The following is an 18,103-nucleotide window of genomic DNA, read 5'->3' on the forward strand; positions in this document are numbered from 1 at the left end:
CACACATTTTACCTAACTGGTGGTATACTTTTCAATTATTTTAGTGGACTACTTTTCAATTATATTATACAGTCCTTAATGTTTGCAGACAAAACATCTGTTACCAGTTTTTTATAAAAATCTTGTCTTTCGTGCTTTTCTTTTGGAACTATTGAACTGACATTGCCTGAAAAACGTGAAAACAGTTCAGGAAAGAAATCTTTATCATTTGTAACACCATTTATCAATTGATTTCGATAAGCGTTTCCACCTACTGCATACCATGCACATTGTCCTTCTGTGCCATTCCAATATTCCTGAACCAAACCTTTTGCATCTTTATTTAAAGCACCAAATTCATCCAACAGCACAATTGGTTCTTCAAGTAATGTCAGATAGTATTTAGTATCTTCTTTCATGTCATCATATTTTCCTTTCGGACTGACACCAACAACTGTTGCAAGTTTTTTAATGAAAGCATTTGGTTTTTTGCATTGTGTGCAATCAATATAAAAGCAGTTTTTTAGGCTTTTTGCCATGTATTTCAGCGTTTCAGTTTTGCCAATTTCACTTTCATCAGCGAATGTCATACTTTTGGAATACTGTTTGCAAAACAACACTTCTTCACGTATCTGACTGAAAACATCAGTTTCCACCAATACCCAATCACGCTTATTTGCATGAACACCCAATTCACGTCCAAGACGTAACCATTTACTGTCAGGTAGTAGTTTGTCACGTTCACCTTTTTGCAGTCTGCTGAAAACAGATGGATTGATTTCCATTGATCGTGCAAATGCAGCATCAGTTCCACCAAAATTGTTGCGTTTGATCAATAAATCTTCAACAACCTTTTCTTTGAATAAACTTGTAATTTCCATATTTTTAGTCTTTTAATTATTTTAAAAATTGCTTGCTAAACTTCGTTTAAACGATGTTTTATTGTTGTTTAAAGGCATTTCATTTTCTTCATTATCTATATTTGATAATACCTTTGCAGATTCAGTGGATGGTGTGTATTTGTTCAGACCAGGCATTTTGAATGAATTGCCAATTGTCACAGGTATATTGTCAATCACAGTGATTTTTTCAAGTTCGTTTTTGCTTCTGCGTCCGTAACTTTCAATTGTGTTCACATATTTGCTGACCAATTCACGGTTGATCATATCTTCTTTCGTGCGTTCTATTCTTGCACGTCCATATCCTGGATGTTCTATTGCTTCACAGATGAATTGATTGTCAATGTAGATGTGTGCTTTCAGTACGTTGCTATCATTGGCATCAAGCCAATAGATATCCACATCACTTCCTTCAACCAGTTGCATCAGTTTGATCAGGCTGTCACCAGTGCAGATCACACCATCCAATCCAAGCAGATATTTTGAACTTCTGAAATTCATTATTCCTGCATTCACTGATGTTGTTTCTTTGAATCCTAAATATGGAAGGATGCCATGATAATTGGTCGGACGCACATTCGGATTCTGCATGCTTACAAACACATCCCAACGGCTCATTCCTTTTATTTTGCTGTGTTCACTGTTGTTCCATGTTTCAATGTCACGCAAACAACCTTCAACAATAGTTTCGTATGGAATAACTTGTTTTTTGTCCGTGCGTGCCTGATTAGCTTCACTGATCGCAAATGGACGTGCCAACCATCCTTCACGTTTCTTTTCGTATTGATATCTTAATTGTCTGTAATATGCTTCTATACGCTTACCACGTGCATTGTTTGCTTCGATTCTCACATATTGGAACATATTTCCTTCTTTTAGAAAAGTATCTGTGAAACTAGAGTTCAAACTCATTTCACCTTCCAATTCAGCAGGAAGTGGTAAATTCCATTCTGCGTAATTACGCACCATTTGTCGGTAAAAGTCCAAAATGATTCCTTCTTTGCTTTTGCCCCAAACCCAACATGTAAATGCTTCACTTCCTAAATCAATACCATTGTAGAACCACATTCTTTTGCCTGGTGCATACTCAAACACTGGCTGTCTGTCATCAATAGAAATCAATGATCCTGCAAATTGTGGTTGCAACAGTCTGTGATAAGGCTTGAATTTTGCCATGTATTTCTGTCTGTCACCGCTTCGTGCCAATTCATTTCCAATCTTGTTTTCCCATTTAGACAGGTGATTCCAAACAGTGCCAACACTTAATGTGCTGTATGCTTTAGGATCGTATATTTCACCAGTTTCATTGTTGATCACTTCAACATAGCCATTCAAAAAACCTTCATAAGTCTGTGCAACTTCTGCATAGGTCGGTTTGTGTTCAATACCTGCAAACATATTATTCAGCAGTGTGATATGATCATCATCCACTTTCAGTGCATTAGCATTCAACCTTCCTTTGTGAATCAGGCATTTATAACTTTCTTTTTTGTATTGATTATATTTTTCACGCAATCTGCGTTCATTTTCAGGCAATGTGTGTGGAATTTGTTGTTTGAATAGCGTGCAATCTTTGGTTATTGATTCCCATATATCAGCACGCACACGTCCTTTTCTCAAACTGCGTTGAAGTGCTGCACGTTCTGCATAAACCTTTTCAATAGTGTTCAATACAGATGCATTCAGTGTATATTCGTCAATTCGGTGTCTTTCAATAGTTGATTGATCTTCAAATCTGTGATAACAGAAAAAGTCAAAAGCAGCATAATCACGCACAAAGTTCTTTTCAAACAATGTTTGTTGGATCAACTTTGGTGCATTGCCCCAAACACGCACAATTGCTTCCTGCCATTTATAAGGCAATGAATCAAATGAAACTAACATTGGTGTGTTAGGTGCTTGTGGTCGAATTCGTATTATTGAACCACGTGATATCCTGCTTGCTAATCCTTTATATCCAATAAGGCACAAACTATCTTCATGTGCTTCACAAACTTTATCTCCACTGTATAAGAAGCGTGCTTGCACACCTAAAGTTTCATTGTGATATTCGTATGGATTTTCTTTTTTCATAACTAATCAATGCTTTTTGCTCCTGTGGGTGGAATCGAACCACCCATGCAACCATTCAAGAAATGTGTTTTTTTACTTCACTTTCGGTCAAAGTGTTTGGAATACCATTGTAGTGTCCTTTTTGTTTGTTATATGGAATAAATAAATAGCCTTCATCATTCATTCCATAATACATCACATCTATGCTTTTGCTGTGATCTGTGTATTTATACACACCATCACATTTCAATTCTTGTGTTTTCATAATTCAACTACTGTTTCACGTTCTAATATTTCTACCCAATCAATAGCATCTTTCAGAATTTTCTGTGATAGTTCAGAATTTCTTTCTCTATCACCTTTTAATACCCTACGAACATAATCTTCCGAGCATTTGTGTTTCCTAGCTAATGCAGGAACTTTCAAATCCTTAATATCTTCCGATGAAAAAATTCTTGTCGTCATATTCAAGACTATTTATATTATTTGATTAATTTTGTCGCAATCACAACGACAAATAAATACAGAATATTCTGAATAAACAAATAAAAATGAAAAAAAATACAGATGTTTCTGAAAGATTGGAACAAATGATAGATTTCTTAGGTGTCAATAGGAATGCTTTTGCAAAGTCATTAGGATATGAACGTTCACAGGTGGTTTATGACATAATCAATGGAAAAGCAAAACCAAGTTTTGACTTTTTTGAAAGATTATTGGATTCAGAATATTCTGACAAAATTAATATTGATTGGCTTATTTCTGAAAAAGGAAGTATGATAAAACAGATTGATGAAGAAATTGAAACAAACTACAAACGCTCGCCAAAGGTGGTTGAAAAAAATTATGATATACAAAGCATTCCATTGTATGAAATAAGTGCAGCAGCAGGATTGAAATCACTTTTTGCAGGTGGAAAACAGAATGTGATTGATACTTTGCGAATTCCAAATCTTTCAAAGGTTGATGGTGCAGTGTTTATCACAGGTGATAGTATGTATCCATTGCTGAAATCAGGCGACATTGTTGTTTTCAAGATGATACATGATATCAATTATCTTCATTTAGGTGATATATACATACTTGCTTATGAAATCAATGGTGATGAATATGTTGTTGTGAAATATGTGAATGAATCAAACAAAGAAGGTTATGTAAAATTAGTTTCATACAATGATCACTTCAAGCCAATGGACATCCCTATTTCAGCAATATCAACTATTGCATTGGTGAAAGCAAGTATTAGATATAACACAATGCAATAATAAGAATATGAAGCTATTTAGTTTTTTTAGTAAAAAGAAAGTAGAAGCAAAACCATTGGTGAATTTTGGCATTCAATATGAAGTACCTAAATCATTGACAGAATATATAAAAAGCAATATTTTTTTCTTTTCTACTTGTAAAACGAAAGAAGAAATGCAAAAGATATCCATTTTGCTTCTAACTGACACCAATGAAATAAAACCATTCTATAAATTCTATCAGGAAGTTCAAAAATTGCATCCTAACTGTGAATGTGACCTGCTAGAGCGTGAATATAATTTGGCAATTGCTTGTGCTTTATTATATCCAAAATCGCAAGAATTCAAAGCGGATGGTGATAGATATCATTGGCAGTTACGAGAATATGAAGGTGAAGAATTTACATTATCACCTAATGATCCATTTTGGAAGCAGTTTTTTCCACCTAATGACTGGACTGATAACAAATTCAATATTGTTCAGGTATTAAAAAGAGATTATTCTTTATCAGATAGCAATGAAGCAATCAAATACATGTCAAAGAAAGTTGATCCATTATTTCAATGCGATTTTAGTACAAATAGTTTTCCAATAGATCGCTTCATTCGGTGCGTGAATACGAAACAAGACTAAACAAAGTAAAGCATTTGTTTATCAATACATTAAGCTATTTGAGTTTGTTTTTTATTGCTGATTATGGGTGCAATCTCAAATACTATAACCATTCTTATTGGATATTTTTATCAGTATGATATATAAACCAACAATAAAAATATGCACTTTTTGCAGAAGTGTTGCAGAAGTGTACACAGTAGTGCTGAAAAAAATCAATATATTCACACGCATTCTGTACTCTTTTTATATGTAGTTTAAAGAAGGTTTATATGGCATTTAAGCAACTTCAATCAGGTGCAAAAAGCACCGAAATAGCCTGTTTTAGTGCTGTTTCAGGCACAAATACAAAAAAAGGACACATCACTGCATCCTTTTCACTCTATAATCACCATCCAATCACTATGGAATGTACATTTCGTTTCTGCACCTCACAGTGCTACTTTTACATATAACTGATTGATACTTATATAATTCATGCGTTTTTACGCACATTTACACATGCACATTTTGTTTTATCCCCCATACATTCCCACAATAAAAAGTGGAATTAGAGTTATAATAATGCCATAGCCAATCCAAGAAAGTCCTCCCCCGTACAGAATGGTTCCCACAAAGTCTTCTCCTGCACTCAAGCCTACACATGCGAGAAAAAAACAAATGCCTATTTCCCTCAGCATAAGGTTTGCGCTAATTGTTGTGTAGGTAATAAGCTTATACTTTGCCCCCAGCACACTCATTAATATGGCAACAATCAGAGGCCCTCCTGCCAATCCTAATTTTATTGGCTGGGGAACTCCCGGTAGTGTAAAAGGAATACTACCCAGCAAAACGCCAAGAAACACCCCTATAAAAATAGAAATAAGGTGAGGTTCATTCAATCTTTTCATTTTATTGCCCAAAGCCTCTATAACACCTTGTATAGCATTGGAATCGCCCACAATTGTTACCCTGTCGCCTATTTGCAATTTCAGATTGGGTTGGGCTATTAAATCTACTCCGGCGCGGTTTACCCGTGTTATATTTATACCGAAATTAGCTCTCAGGTTAAGTTCCCTTATCGTTTTACCATTCACTTTTGAGCGTGTTACCAATACACGCTTCGATACGAGCTGCTTATCGAGAATATCCCAATCGTCGGTCGACATATCGATACTATTACCCACAAACGCTATAATAGTATAACGATCTTTAGGCGTGGTTACCACATATATTTTATCGCCCTTGTTTAATACAGTTTGAGACGATGCTATTTCGACCTGCTCGTTCCGGCTATGCAAAACCCGCGAAGCTATAAACTTTTTACCTTCGAGCAATGTGGCTATTTCGCGGATGGTCATCCCAAAAACAGCCGGGTTATTCACTTCCAACGATAAAAGTTCGACTGCCGATTTTTTACCCTGAGGATCGGACAATTTAGCAGACTCTTCTTCCATGTTTACCCGAAAAACATACCTTATAAAAATAATAGAGCCTATAATACCCACAACTGCCAACGGATAAGCAACAGCATAGCCCATTGCAACAGACGTATCGGAAACACCATGTATATCGTAATAAGCCTCCTGTGCAGCACCCAAACCGGGAGTATTAGTTACTGCCCCCGACATAATACCCACCATAGTTTGCATAGGAATATCGGTTACATAATGTAAAACTATTGTTACTGTTACGCCCAGAAAAACGATGCCTGTAGCCAACATATTTAATTGAAGCCCGCCTTTTTTAAACGATGACAAAAATCCGGGTCCAACCTGCAATCCTATCGAATACACGAAAAGTATAAGCCCAAACTCTTTCATGAAATGTAGTACTTCGGGGTTTATTTTCATCCCGAAATGCCCTGCCAATAGTCCGGCAAAAAGAACAAATGTTATCCCAAAAGAAACTCCTTTAAATTTTAATTTGCCAAGGGCAATACCTGTTACTATAACAAGCGCGAAGAGTAAAATACTATGGGCGACACCATCGCCAAACAATAAACTTTCCAACCAATGCATATTCCTATTTTTTACAACAATAAAAAAGAAATAAAAAACACCTACATCAATTATAAGTAAAGGTAGTAATTTTATTCAACACTATACAAAAAAAGTAAGAGCCCTCGTACGGACTCTTACTTTTTCGATAAATGATATATTAACTCAATATATTGAAGAGATATTCTTATCTGTTTTCGATCCATTTACGGGCATTAACAAATGCCTCGATCCAAGGAGTAACATCGTCTTTACGATGCTCGAACGGATAATATGCACACTGCCATGGGAACAACGCACGTTCGAGATGCGGCATAATAGCCAAGTGACGTCCATCGGCCGAACAAACTCCCGCAGTATTATAATCCGAACCGTTAGGATTACCGGGATACCCGTCGTAGATGTATTTAGCTACAATATTGTATTCCGACTCTTGTTTAGGTAAAACAAAGCGGCCTTCGCCATGCGCAACCCAGATACCTAGTTTCGAACCCGACAGAGAGCCGAACATAACAGAGTTATTCTGAGGTATTTCGACGCTAAGGAAAGTAGATTCGAATTTATGCGATTTGTTATGATCCATTCTTGGTTTTTCCTCATGATCGGGATAAACCAAGCCTAACTCCATCATCAGCTGGCAACCATTACAAACACCAAGGCTTAAAGTATCCTTCCGTGCATAAAAGTTTTTTAATGCAGTTTTTGCTTTTTCGTTAAACATAAAGCTTCCTGCCCATCCTTTTGCTGAGCCAAGTACGTCGGAGTTAGAAAAACCTCCACAGAAAACAATCAGGTTAATATCTTCCAGCGTTTCCCTGCCCGAAGCCAAGTCGGTCATGTGCACGTCTTTAACATCGAACCCTGCAAGGTAAAGAGAATAAGCCATTTCACGTTCGCCATTAGTACCCTTTTCGCGAATAATAGCAGCTTTAGTTCCTAACCGAGCTTCGCGGTTAGGGCTTAAGTCATACTGAGCCAGACGCCCTGTAAATTCGGTATCGAATTTGAATTGAAGCGGTTGGTTTTTATAATTCTCGAAACGCTCCTTAGCCAATTCTGCTCCGCTTTGTTTACGATCGAGCAGATAAGACGATTCGTACCACACATCGCGAAGTTTATCAATATCAAACTCCTTAGTATAAGTATCTTTCGAAACTATCAGTTTACGTTCCTCAATAGGGCGTGCAACAATTGCATAACCTATACCATAATCGTTCAGGATTTTCTCAACCAAATGGTGGTGTTTTACCTGAATAAGCACTCCCGGATTTTCGGAGAATAATATTTTGATAATGTCGCTGTGTTGCAATTTATCGAGACGTGCATCAAGCCCACCCTGAGGATTAGCGAAGCACATTTCGAGCATAGCAGTAATCATACCCCCTGCCGACACATCGTGCCCTGCAATAATAAGGTTACGGTTAATAAGCTCTTGCACCGCGTTAAACGTATTTTTGAAATACTCTGTATCTTTCACCGTAGGAACCTCTTCGCCCAACTTACCCATTGTTTGAGCAAAAGCCGAACCGCCAAGTTTGAACGAATCGAACGAGAAGTCGAGGTAATAAAGATATGTACCTTTTATATAAGCCAATACTGGCGACACAATTTTACGGATATTGCTAACTTCGCCGGCTGCCGATATAATAACCGTTCCGGGAGAATAAACTTTTTCGTCGCCATATTTTTGAGTCATCGACAACGAGTCCTTACCTGTAGGTATGTTTATTCCTAATTCGCAAGCAAAATCAGAACATGCCTGAACCGCACTATATAATCGGGCATCTTCGCCCGGATTTTTACAAGGCCACATCCAGTTGGCGCTTAACGATATGCTTTTAAGCCCTTCGGTAAACGGAGCAAATACGATGTTAGTCAGAGCCTCGGCAATAGCCATAACCGAACCCGCTTCGGGGTCAACCATTGCTACCTGAGGTGCATGACCTATAGATGTTGCAATACCCGATTTTCCGCGATAGTCCAATGCCACAGCTCCAAGGTCGCTCAATGGCAACTGAATTTCGCCCTGACATTGCTGGCGTGCAACTTTACCTGTAACCGAACGGTCTACCTTATTTGTCAACCAGTCTTTACATGCCACAGCCTCTAATTGAAGAACATCTTTCAGATATGTCTCCAGATTATCGATACTATAATCGGGGTTTGTATATGTTTCGTCAACAGTAGTGTCTGTCATTACTGTACGAGGAGCTTTCCCGAAAAAGTCTTCGAGTTCCAAGTCTATCGGGCGTTTGCCATCGGCTTGTTCAAAAACAAACTTCATATCGCCTGTGGTTTCTCCTATAATATACATAGGCGAACGTTCGCGAGCGGCTATCTGCTGCATTTTTTCGGCTGCGCTTTCAGGGATGATAAGCCCCATACGCTCCTGACTTTCGTTTCCTACAATTTCTTTCGACGACAAAGTAGGATCGCCCACAGGCAGTTTCGAAATTTCGATAACTCCCCCTGTCTTTTCAACCAACTCCGAAAGGCAATTTAAGTGTCCTCCTGCACCATGGTCGTGAATCGAAACAATCGGGTTCTCGTCCGATTCGGCAAGTGTACGAATTACATTCGATGCACGTTTTTGCATTTCCGGATTCGATCGTTGTATAGCATTTAGTTCTATTCCGCTCGAATATACTCCCGTATCGACAGACGAAACAGCACCACCACCCATACCGATACGGTAGTTGTCGCCACCAAGCAAAACTACTTTTTCTCCGGCTACGGGTTCGCCCTTCAAGGCATCGCGTTTGTTTCCAAAACCAACCCCTCCGGCAAGCATAATCACTTTATCGTATGCAAACTTTTTCTGATTTTCAAGATGTTCGAATGTCAGTAACGAACCGCAGATAAGCGGTTGCCCGAATTTATTACCAAAATCGGAAGCACCATTCGATGCTTTAATCAATATTTCTTCCGGAGTTTGATATAACCAAGGTCTTTCGGGCATCACGTTTTCCCAATCGCGTCCCTCTTTTGTACGCGGATACGATGTCATATAAACAGCCGTACCTGCAATTGGCAACGAGGCTTTACCTCCTGCCAAGCGGTCGCGTATTTCGCCTCCCGATCCTGTTGCGGCTCCATTGAATGGTTCTACTGTAGTTGGGAAATTATGTGTTTCGGCTTTCAACGAAATAACCGATTTTATAGCTTTTGTTTTAAAAAAGTCGGGCTTATCGCCACTTGCAGGGGCAAATTGCTCAATGCTAGGGCCATCGCTAAACGCTACATTATCTTTGTAAGCCGAAATTAATTTATTCGGGTTTACTTTCGATGTTTTCTTTATCAGATTAAACAACGAGCTTTCTTTTTCTTCTCCATCGATAACAAAAACCCCGCCGAATATTTTATGACGGCAATGCTCGGAGTTTACCTGCGAAAATCCAAAAACCTCGCTATCGGTAAGTTTTCGTCCCAGCTTTTTACTTATACCGTTCAGATAGTCTATTTCGTCCTCGCTCAGGGCTAAACCTTCCTGTTTGTTATAAGCTTCAATATTATCTATTTCGATAATAGGCTCTGGTTTTTTATCTATGGTAAACATATCCTGATCGAGCTTTCCGTATACTCGCTGAAGCATACTGTCGTGCTCGGCATCTTTACTGTTTACAGCAAAAAACTCTTCTATCCTAACAATACCTTCCACACCCATGTTCTGGGTTATTTCTACGGCATTGGTACTCCATGGCGTAATCATTTCGCGGCGAGGACCAACAAAAAAGCCGTCTACTGTTTCGGCATCCATAGGTTGTGCTTCGCTAAAAAGCCAGATTAAACGCTGAATGTTTTCTGATGAAAGGTTGGAGGCTGTTTGTACAGCAATAATACTCCCCGATGAGGTCTTAAAAAAAGAAATCATATTTACAATATATGTTATTACTGATATTCTATTGTTTTGGATTGCAAAGTTAATGAAAAATAAGGAGATTAATATGCTGTTTTTAATGTTTAAATACTCAAAAATTCAATGCTGTTTGTTTAGCGCCTAAAATACCTGAAGAAACACTACAAGAGCGATTAAAATTTATCGTTATCGATAAAATTACGGTTGTTAATTTCAATATCTTTTTAGAAGGTCGGATGAAAGAAAGGCTATAAAGGCTACAAAATATTGTAGTAAGCTATAATTTATTAAAAATATTTTTTCAGCTAAAAAAAGCCTTACCCGCCAACCATTAATTCGCACAAGCCTCTCCCAAAAAGGTTTTCAGAACAATAGGTCTACCCGAAAACACAAAATGCAACCCGTATTATTTTTTTATTTGAAGAACTGAAATGAACATTTTTTTTTTTTTAATGTTTAATTACTAAACGATCTTTTAGACACAATACAAGAATTTATCAGGAGTTGATGAATAGTGTAAACATAAGATCGGAATTGATTGTTTATAGAAAGGTTAGGGATTAAAGAAGGTTATAAAGGCTCGAGGCGCTTAATAAACAACAGAGGGACAACTGGAATTTAAAAAAGGTCTTCTAAGCGCATAGCTTAAGCACCCCCCGATACGTATAAAAGAAAGATACTGTTACAGGATATTCTGTAGAGGTTAGCTTTTACGCCCTTTAAAGAATGAGGAACGAACTCGTTAAAACACTAAATAACAAATTATTAATAAAAAAAGTTGTATATAAAAATTTTGAATTATGAAAAAAGTTGTATTTTTTTTAGCATTTATTGCTATGGGAGTTGCTACTGTTTCGGCCCAAACTGAAAATAATGAACCGGGCAGAAACACAACCTTTGTAAAGAATGGATTTTGGGATAACTGGTTTATTGGAGCCGGTGCCAGCGGAAATGTATATTTTGGTGACGACGATGCCGATGCAAAATTTCTCGATCGTATAACCGTTGCACCTACAATTCAGTTTGGTAAATGGTTTAATCCGTATTTCGGAGCACGAGTGAGAGCTTCGGGGTTAACAAATCTTCACACATTTAACAACAATGCTTCAACAATGACTCGTAACAAGTTTGTAAGTACCGACGTTACTCTAATGTGGAACATGACAAACTATTTTATGAACTACAACCGAAGCCGCGTTTATAACTTTATACCTTTTGCCGGCGCAGGATGGACTTATACTTACGATTATAAAAATCTTGGCGGATTAAGTTCTCCTCACCATGTACACAGTGCCACTATTGACGTGGGTATTATAAACCGGTTCAATTTGATTAGCGATAAACTAGCTTTGGATATCGAATTCTCGGGTAAATTATTGAAAGACGAAGTAGACAGAAGATCTCACACAAAACACAGCTACGACGTACTAGGATCGGCTTCGGCTAGTTTGGTTTATACTTTAGGAAACAAAGGATTCGAAGTTGCCGAATTAAGAGATCAGTCCGAAATTGATGCATTAAACAACACAATTAACAATCAACGTGCTCAAATAGCGTCTTTAACGAACCGTCCGGCTGTTAAATCGGAACCTGAGGTTGTTGTAAAAGAAGTTGTGAAAGTTGTAGAAAAATCGCAAGAACCGGTTAACAACGTGGTATTATTCCCGCTAAACGGAACAAAAATTCAATCGCATCAGGAAGTAAATATTTACAACGTTGCTAAATATTTGAAAGATAACGCAAGTGCTAAGGTTCGTGTAATCGGATACACCGATAAAGCAACAGGAACACCCGCTATTAACGAAAAACTATCGAGACAACGTGCCCAGAATGTTGCAGATCTTATAACAGGAAAATATGGTATCAGCCCCGAACGCGTAAAAGTTGAATGGGAAGGTATGGCTAATCCTCCTTTCAGCACAACCGAATGGAACCGTGCCGTAATTATGTACATTGAATAATAGATATTAATTGAACAATTTTAAAACAAAAATCGAAATGAAAAAAATATTTGTAACAATATTTGCTGTGGCATCTGTTCTAACATTTGCATCGTGCGATCAGAGCGCAAAAGAAAAAGCTGCCGACAGCTATCAAGAAGCTAAAGAATCGGTTAACAAAGCTGCAAGTGAGGCATCTTCAACAATAGACGAAACCGTGAATACGGCAACCGAAAAAGCAACCGAAAGCTACGAAAACGCAAAAGAATCGGTTAACAAGGCTGCCGACGACGCTTCGAAAAAAGTTAACGAAGGAGTTTCGAGCGCAAAAAAAACGCTGAGCGACACAAAAGAGTCGATAGAACAAACTGCTAAAGACGCTAAAGGTGAAATACAAAAAAGTGTTGACAAAGCAGAAACCGAGACCCAAAAGGCTCTTGATGCAGCTAAAAAGAAGCTTAACTAAGAAGCATTATACCTAACCGAAGAAAGCAGGAGACAATATCCTCTATCTGATGAAGATATTTCTCCTGTTATTTCTTGATAAAGTGATCAGACCTCATAACAAAGGGGAAAGGACGAAAGCATTAACAGAATAAGAATCGATAAAAACGAAAGATAGATATGTTGAAGCAGGATATTGAACTAAATGCGTGGACTATATGGGTATTGCTGTCGCGTAATGGAAAACTTAACATAAAAGAACTGAGTGAACAGACCAATTGTTCTGAAGCATTCATATATATGACATTAGGTTGGATGCTCAAAAACAATGCTATAACACTTTCGCTCGACAACGAAATTCTTTATACCCAACTTAAAGACTCTCAACAGCAAGAAATTATGAGCGTTTGACGATAAAATACACTCCTTAACCCGAAAATAATATTTTGGGTTATCAATATTTAAATTGCAAGCAAGAGGAGAACGGATTATATATCCGCTCCTTTTGTTTTTTTGTTTTTTTGTTTTTTTTGTTTTTTTATGTAATAGTATGTCAAAAAATATTATTTTTGAGCTTTTAACTATTACCAACAATTATAATGAAATTCAAACCGAAAGCCTTACTTGTTATTTGTGCGCTGTTTATTACGTCCAATATTTCGGCACGCCTTCCAATATCGATAAAAGCCAAAGCTGGCGCAAACATCTCACACATAGATATGGAAGCCCAATATATTGAAAATTGGAAAAGTAATAACGGATCGGGACATAGCATCGATTCCCGAGTTGGGTATCAGCTAGGAGTAGATGTTCAAATGGATATACCTTCCTCTAACTTTTTCGTACAATCAGGTGTTACCCTCTCAAACAAAGGTTTCGATTGGAATTTAAAATCGAATGGTGCTTTATATTATTTTTTCACACAGAATAATGCTGAATACGTTAATATAAGTAGAAAACGGACTGACGCCAAAATGAAAATTAAAGCTACATATATCCAAATTCCGATTATGGTTGGCTATAATATGAAATTAAGCAAATTCAATATTAATCTGGCGGGAGGTACATATTTTTCTTACGGAGTTTTGGGTAAAACAAAAAGCAAAGGAAATAGAACTATATTCAACATTGGCCGCCCCCCATATCAAACTAACATAAATAAAGAGTTTGACACATTTGACGATATATTAAAGAATTTTGACATGGGTTTAAATGGTGTTATCAGTGTCGACTATTCCAGATTCAGCCTTTCTTACGGTTATGAGTTAGGACTTTCGAATATTGCTAAAATGAATAGAGTTGATGTATTTAATGTAGAAAGTTTAAAGAACCGAACAATGTATATTACTCTTGGCTACAAAGTCTTTTGATATTTGTTTTTGCAATAAAAGGACAATAATATATTGTAAAATATGTAAATTTAAATTATCTTTCGGACGTTTTTAGGTAATAATTTAAATTAAATCCATTATGAAAAAAACTGTGAGAGTTCTTGTACTGCTTGTTGCCGCAACATTTATCAGCGCCAACGCATTTGCCCAGCTACCTATTTCGCTAGGAGTTAAAGCCGGAGCAAACCTATCGAATGTAAGTTACGATGATGAAACTGATTTTGACACTAAAGCAAAAGCCGGATTTCAAGTAGGGCTCGATGTGAAAGCAAATATTCCATTAACCGGCATATTTATTCAATCGGGTTTAGCATTAACCACAAAAGGCTATAAAATAGACGAATCGGAATACGATGAGTATGAAGATGTAACCTATAAGTTCGAACAAAAGTCAAATGCGATGTTCCTTCAAGTGCCAATTATGGCAGGATACAATATAAGTGTTCCTGGAATTGGAGTTAATCTTGCTGCCGGACCTTATTTCGCTTACGGAATTGGTGGTAAAACAAAAGTTAAATATGTAGATCCTATTGATCCAGAATACAGCTTTAACCAAAAAGAAAGTACATTTGACGAAGACAAAGGTGGAATTAAAAAGTTTGACATGGGATTAACCGGAGCTGTAGGTGTTGAAATCTCTAAATTTTATGTAAACCTTGGATACGAATTTGGTTTAACTAATCTTGCCGGAAAAGAATGGGAAAGCGGAGATAAACTCAAAAATCGTAATGCTTACCTTACTATCGGGTACAAAATATTCTAAGCTTCGTTATTTTAAATAAGGAAACAAAAAAGATGGCAATTGCCATCTTTTTTTATTTATGTTCACTCACTTAGAGCTGTTCTATTACTTCTTCTTCTCCAGCCGATAGCTTAATGCTCCCGACGGACACATATCTACCTGATTAATCAATTCTTCTGTAGTGGCGTTCCCTATTTTTACCCACGGCCTTTCGTTTGGATTATATACTTTAGGTAGTGTATGTACACATATTCCCGAATGTATACACAACCCCGGTTGCCATACAATGGTTAACTCGCCGTTACTATATTCTATTTTTTTATCTTTATCCATAGTTCTGCTTCTTTTATACTCTTATTTTCTTATAACTAAGCGTCTCCAATCGGGATGTTTTTGCAAATACCCAACAATAAACGGACACAAGGGAACCAATCTTAAGCCTTGCTTATCGATATCGGCCAGAACCTGCTCTGCTAAATCGCTGGCAATACCCTGCCCCTCCAATGGTATAGGCACTTCGGTATGGGTAAGGTATATTTCGCCTTTTTGTGTAATTATATACTCTATTTTTGCCATATATTTGCCTATATGAAACTCGTACTGGCTTTCCTCGGTATTATTTACCAATTCTCTTTTTTCCATAAATTATAATTTTTTATTCGATATCTTAACTAATACTACTTAAACACCAAAGAAGCGGATATTGTTTCTTTAAAAACAAAGAAGAATGCAAGTTACAACAATGTACTCGCCAACTCCGACAATTCGCTTCGCTCTCCTTTCAACAAGTTCACATGGGCAAACAATTCCTGCCCGTTCATTTTATCAATCATGTATGCCAGCCCGTTCGATTGCGAATCGAGATAGGGCGAATCTATCTGCTGTAAATCGCCCGTAAACACCATTTTAGTATTTTCTCCGGCACGGGTTATTATAGTTTTTATTTCGTGGGGTGTCAGGTTCTGAGCCTCATCCACAATACAAAACGTTTCGGACAAGCTACGCCCCCTGATATATGCCAAAGCTTCTATTTCCAGCCGCTTTTCGTTCTGAAGCACCTCTATATTTTTGGCCTCTGCTCCCGAATAATTAAGATGGCTTCGGATAACATTCAGATTATCGAACAAGGGTTGCATATACGGGGCTATTTTCTGTTTTTCGTCGCCGGGCAAATATCCCAATTCTTTGTTGCTTAAAGCTACTATGGGACGAGCCAGTAATATCTGGTTGTATTCGTCGCTTTGCTTTAATGCCGAAGCTAAAGCCAGCAGCGTTTTACCCGTCCCGGCTTTGCCCGTAAGGGCTACAAGCTTGACTTCGGGATCGGACAATACATCGAAGGCAAAGGCCTGTTCGGCATTGCGAGGCTGAATTCCGTAATTTGTCTGCTTTTCGATCCGTACAATTTTGCGTGTAAACGGATTATATCGAACAAGCACGCTCTTTTTCCCGTTTTTCAGAACAAAACACTCGTTAGGCTGTATCGGTGTATCGAAATCAAATTCCGATACATCAACACCCTCGGGTTCGCTATAAATACGGTCGATCATAGCCGAATCCATATCGCCTATTGTTTTATGAAGCTGTTCGAACAAGTAAACATCGGGAACCTTATCGTTTATATAATCCTCAGCCAAAAGATCTAACGAACGGGCTTTCATCCGCAAGTTTATATCTTTGGTTACCAAAATTGTTTTCGTTTTTGGATCTCGTTCCGATATAGCCAACAAAGCCGACAAAATACGATGATCGGGAATCCTTTCGGGAAAAACTTCCGATATCCGGTCGTTCGGATTGTATTTAGTCTCGATATACAACATCCCCAACCCTTCGCCTATGGGCGAACCTTTCTTAAACAGATTATCATCGGTTATACTATCCAGATGGCGTAAAAACTCACGGGCATTATAATTTATCTGCTCGTTTCCCTTTTTAAACCTATCCAGTTCTTCCAACACTACAATTGGGATGTATATATCGTTTTCCTCAAAATTTTCGAGACATCTGAAATCATGCAGAATTACATTTGTATCTAAAACGAAGTTCTTTTTTTTCTTACTTTTCGCTGCCATAGTATTTTGTTTTTTAGTTTTTCAAGAACAAACCTTTCTCTCTTCTATAACAAGTTTAAGGCATTTCTGTTTTACTAAAAAGCTAAGACAACAGGTAACTACAAGAGGCTGACGAAATTAATTATTGTTTTTCGGTAAGGTATTTCCAAAAACGACGGGGCATGTGCTGGCGCTGCAATTTAAGGTTTATCCGTTCTTTAATGGTTAAAGCTTTAAAATAGCCCTTCCACATTTCCTGAAAAAGCTTTTCGTCTTTATCCATCAGTTCGTCATCCAACTTTCCTGTTAGTAAGTGGTTACCTTCGCCATCAAGGGTTATTTCCGTAACAGTTTTCAGGTCGTAAAAAAAACCGTATTTACGTTCTATATCATATACTATCCATTGCTGATCGGCAAAACGGTCTTTAAAGTAATTGATTGATAAAGGCAAGGCATTACACGCTGCTGTAACAGGAGCGAAAAATATACCATCGGCAGCTTTCTGAAATCGGGTAAACTGGCGGATATGCTCGGCCTCGCGGCCTACCATTTTTGCAATCTGCGACATTTCGAGAACATCGGGGTCGCCAAAGTTGGTTTCCGCAAATTTTTGTGCGGCAAAAACCTTACGGATATAACGCAACAAAAGTTCCTCAACATCTGCTTTTTCCGACAACCAAACCATCCATATCGTCTGGCATGCGGTTTTCGACAATTTTTTCAGCAATCCCTGCCAAACACGATACGCTTTGTTATCATCGGTTTCGATGCTAATAACTTCTTCGGCAAACAAAGGCGCAAGTTCACTCTCGGACAGAAATTTTTCGGGAAACACTTTTTTATCGTAAGCCTCAAATACTCCTGTCAGAAAACCTTCGAATGTTTTATCGTAACGGAATGCTATCATGCTGAT

The 18,103-nt window shown here is 37.7% G+C and carries 17 protein-coding genes; 7 read left to right on the forward strand and 10 right to left on the reverse strand.

Going from position 1 to position 18,103, the window contains the following annotated elements; genetic code table 11:
- Positions 1–59: 59 nt before the first annotated feature.
- Genes D0T53_RS12390 through D0T53_RS12405 form a run of 4 tightly spaced genes read right to left on the reverse strand, consistent with a single transcriptional unit; the run spans position 60 to position 3,395 of the window.
- A complete protein-coding gene (locus D0T53_RS12390) occupies positions 60–860 on the reverse strand; it encodes an ATP-binding protein (RefSeq protein WP_163268376.1) in 801 nt (266 codons plus the stop codon).
- Positions 861–881: 21 nt separating this feature from the next.
- Entirely contained in the window at positions 882–2,951 is a 2,070-nt protein-coding gene (locus D0T53_RS12395) for a hypothetical protein (protein WP_163268378.1), read from the reverse strand.
- A gap of 55 nt (positions 2,952–3,006) precedes the next feature.
- Complete coding sequence (locus D0T53_RS12400) at positions 3,007–3,195, reverse strand: hypothetical protein (RefSeq protein WP_163268380.1); 189 nt, start codon at positions 3,193–3,195, stop codon at positions 3,007–3,009.
- A complete protein-coding gene (locus D0T53_RS12405) occupies positions 3,192–3,395 on the reverse strand; it encodes a hypothetical protein (protein WP_163268382.1) in 204 nt (67 codons plus the stop codon). The genes D0T53_RS12400 and D0T53_RS12405 overlap by 4 nt, the downstream gene beginning before the upstream one ends.
- Before the next feature lie 86 nt (positions 3,396–3,481).
- Here D0T53_RS12405 and D0T53_RS12410 point away from each other — a divergent pair, with 86 nt between their 5' ends.
- Both D0T53_RS12410 and D0T53_RS12415 read left to right on the forward strand, forming a co-directional pair.
- Positions 3,482–4,195 carry a S24 family peptidase gene (locus tag D0T53_RS12410; protein WP_163268384.1) on the forward strand — a complete coding sequence of 238 codons (714 nt, stop codon included), beginning with the start codon at positions 3,482–3,484 and terminating at the stop codon, positions 4,193–4,195.
- 7 nt (positions 4,196–4,202) lie between these two features.
- On the forward strand, positions 4,203–4,808 hold the full coding sequence (locus D0T53_RS12415) for a hypothetical protein (protein WP_163268386.1): 606 nt from the start codon (positions 4,203–4,205) through the stop codon (positions 4,806–4,808).
- Between the two features lie 494 nt (positions 4,809–5,302).
- Here the strand turns inward: D0T53_RS12415 and D0T53_RS12420 are convergent, their stop codons facing one another.
- Positions 5,303–6,787 carry a putative transporter gene (locus D0T53_RS12420; protein ID WP_163268388.1) on the reverse strand — a complete coding sequence of 495 codons (1,485 nt, stop codon included), beginning with the start codon at positions 6,785–6,787 and terminating at the stop codon, positions 5,303–5,305.
- A gap of 166 nt (positions 6,788–6,953) precedes the next feature.
- Positions 6,954–10,637, reverse strand: coding sequence for a phosphoribosylformylglycinamidine synthase (gene purL, locus D0T53_RS12425; RefSeq protein ID WP_163268390.1), 3,684 nt, complete (start codon positions 10,635–10,637; stop codon positions 6,954–6,956).
- 785 nt (positions 10,638–11,422) lie between these two features.
- Between purL and D0T53_RS12430 the strand changes: the two genes are divergently transcribed.
- From D0T53_RS12430 to D0T53_RS12450, 5 genes are all read left to right on the forward strand, one after another.
- Positions 11,423–12,583 carry an OmpA family protein gene (locus tag D0T53_RS12430; protein WP_163268392.1) on the forward strand — a complete coding sequence of 387 codons (1,161 nt, stop codon included), beginning with the start codon at positions 11,423–11,425 and terminating at the stop codon, positions 12,581–12,583.
- A gap of 37 nt (positions 12,584–12,620) precedes the next feature.
- Positions 12,621–13,028 (forward strand): hypothetical protein, encoded by a 408-nt coding sequence (locus D0T53_RS12435; protein WP_163268394.1) that lies wholly within the window; start codon positions 12,621–12,623, stop codon positions 13,026–13,028.
- 158 nt (positions 13,029–13,186) lie between these two features.
- Positions 13,187–13,417, forward strand: coding sequence for a winged helix-turn-helix domain-containing protein (locus tag D0T53_RS12440; RefSeq protein ID WP_163268396.1), 231 nt, complete (start codon positions 13,187–13,189; stop codon positions 13,415–13,417).
- A 188-nt stretch (positions 13,418–13,605) separates the two neighbouring features.
- Entirely contained in the window at positions 13,606–14,376 is a 771-nt protein-coding gene (locus D0T53_RS12445) for an outer membrane beta-barrel protein (RefSeq protein WP_163268398.1), read from the forward strand.
- A 100-nt stretch (positions 14,377–14,476) separates the two neighbouring features.
- The gene (locus tag D0T53_RS12450) at positions 14,477–15,160 is read left to right on the forward strand and encodes a porin family protein (protein WP_163268400.1); all 684 of its coding nucleotides are present in this window, start codon (positions 14,477–14,479) and stop codon (positions 15,158–15,160) included.
- A gap of 84 nt (positions 15,161–15,244) precedes the next feature.
- Here the strand turns inward: D0T53_RS12450 and D0T53_RS12455 are convergent, their stop codons facing one another.
- The 4 genes from D0T53_RS12455 to D0T53_RS12470 all read right to left on the reverse strand — a co-directional run bounded on the left by D0T53_RS12455 (position 15,245) and on the right by D0T53_RS12470 (position 18,097).
- Positions 15,245–15,472 (reverse strand): (4Fe-4S)-binding protein, encoded by a 228-nt coding sequence (locus D0T53_RS12455; protein WP_163268402.1) that lies wholly within the window; start codon positions 15,470–15,472, stop codon positions 15,245–15,247.
- 21 nt (positions 15,473–15,493) lie between these two features.
- Entirely contained in the window at positions 15,494–15,781 is a 288-nt protein-coding gene (locus tag D0T53_RS12460; RefSeq protein ID WP_163268404.1) for a GNAT family N-acetyltransferase, read from the reverse strand.
- Positions 15,782–15,873: 92 nt separating this feature from the next.
- Complete coding sequence (locus tag D0T53_RS12465) at positions 15,874–17,211, reverse strand: PhoH family protein (protein ID WP_163268406.1); 1,338 nt, start codon at positions 17,209–17,211, stop codon at positions 15,874–15,876.
- A 121-nt stretch (positions 17,212–17,332) separates the two neighbouring features.
- Positions 17,333–18,097, reverse strand: coding sequence for a TIGR03915 family putative DNA repair protein (locus tag D0T53_RS12470; protein ID WP_163268408.1), 765 nt, complete (start codon positions 18,095–18,097; stop codon positions 17,333–17,335).
- Between the last annotated feature and the right edge of the window lie 6 nt (positions 18,098–18,103).

Origin of the sequence: Dysgonomonas sp. 216, from assembly GCF_010501065.1 — a bacterium.
Taxonomy (GTDB): domain Bacteria; phylum Bacteroidota; class Bacteroidia; order Bacteroidales; family Dysgonomonadaceae; genus QVMM01.

What these genes read in the sequence shown, in the direction of transcription:
- D0T53_RS12390 (WP_163268376.1), bottom strand. Translation starts at nt 860, where the DNA reads ATGGAAATTACAAGTTTATTCAAAGAAAAGGTTGTTGAAGATTTATTG.
- D0T53_RS12395 (WP_163268378.1), bottom strand. Translation starts at nt 2,951, where the DNA reads ATGAAAAAAGAAAATCCATACGAATATCACAATGAAACTTTAGGTGTG.
- D0T53_RS12400 (WP_163268380.1), bottom strand. Translation starts at nt 3,195, where the DNA reads ATGAAAACACAAGAATTGAAATGTGATGGTGTGTATAAATACACAGAT.
- D0T53_RS12405 (WP_163268382.1), bottom strand. Translation starts at nt 3,395, where the DNA reads ATGACGACAAGAATTTTTTCATCGGAAGATATTAAGGATTTGAAAGTT.
- D0T53_RS12410 (WP_163268384.1), top strand. Translation starts at nt 3,482, where the DNA reads ATGAAAAAAAATACAGATGTTTCTGAAAGATTGGAACAAATGATAGAT.
- D0T53_RS12415 (WP_163268386.1), top strand. Translation starts at nt 4,203, where the DNA reads ATGAAGCTATTTAGTTTTTTTAGTAAAAAGAAAGTAGAAGCAAAACCA.
- D0T53_RS12420 (WP_163268388.1), bottom strand. Translation starts at nt 6,787, where the DNA reads ATGCATTGGTTGGAAAGTTTATTGTTTGGCGATGGTGTCGCCCATAGT.
- purL (WP_163268390.1), bottom strand. Translation starts at nt 10,637, where the DNA reads ATGATTTCTTTTTTTAAGACCTCATCGGGGAGTATTATTGCTGTACAA.
- D0T53_RS12430 (WP_163268392.1), top strand. Translation starts at nt 11,423, where the DNA reads ATGAAAAAAGTTGTATTTTTTTTAGCATTTATTGCTATGGGAGTTGCT.
- D0T53_RS12435 (WP_163268394.1), top strand. Translation starts at nt 12,621, where the DNA reads ATGAAAAAAATATTTGTAACAATATTTGCTGTGGCATCTGTTCTAACA.
- D0T53_RS12440 (WP_163268396.1), top strand. Translation starts at nt 13,187, where the DNA reads ATGTTGAAGCAGGATATTGAACTAAATGCGTGGACTATATGGGTATTG.
- D0T53_RS12445 (WP_163268398.1), top strand. Translation starts at nt 13,606, where the DNA reads ATGAAATTCAAACCGAAAGCCTTACTTGTTATTTGTGCGCTGTTTATT.
- D0T53_RS12450 (WP_163268400.1), top strand. Translation starts at nt 14,477, where the DNA reads ATGAAAAAAACTGTGAGAGTTCTTGTACTGCTTGTTGCCGCAACATTT.
- D0T53_RS12455 (WP_163268402.1), bottom strand. Translation starts at nt 15,472, where the DNA reads ATGGATAAAGATAAAAAAATAGAATATAGTAACGGCGAGTTAACCATT.
- D0T53_RS12460 (WP_163268404.1), bottom strand. Translation starts at nt 15,781, where the DNA reads ATGGAAAAAAGAGAATTGGTAAATAATACCGAGGAAAGCCAGTACGAG.
- D0T53_RS12465 (WP_163268406.1), bottom strand. Translation starts at nt 17,211, where the DNA reads ATGGCAGCGAAAAGTAAGAAAAAAAAGAACTTCGTTTTAGATACAAAT.
- D0T53_RS12470 (WP_163268408.1), bottom strand. Translation starts at nt 18,097, where the DNA reads ATGATAGCATTCCGTTACGATAAAACATTCGAAGGTTTTCTGACAGGA.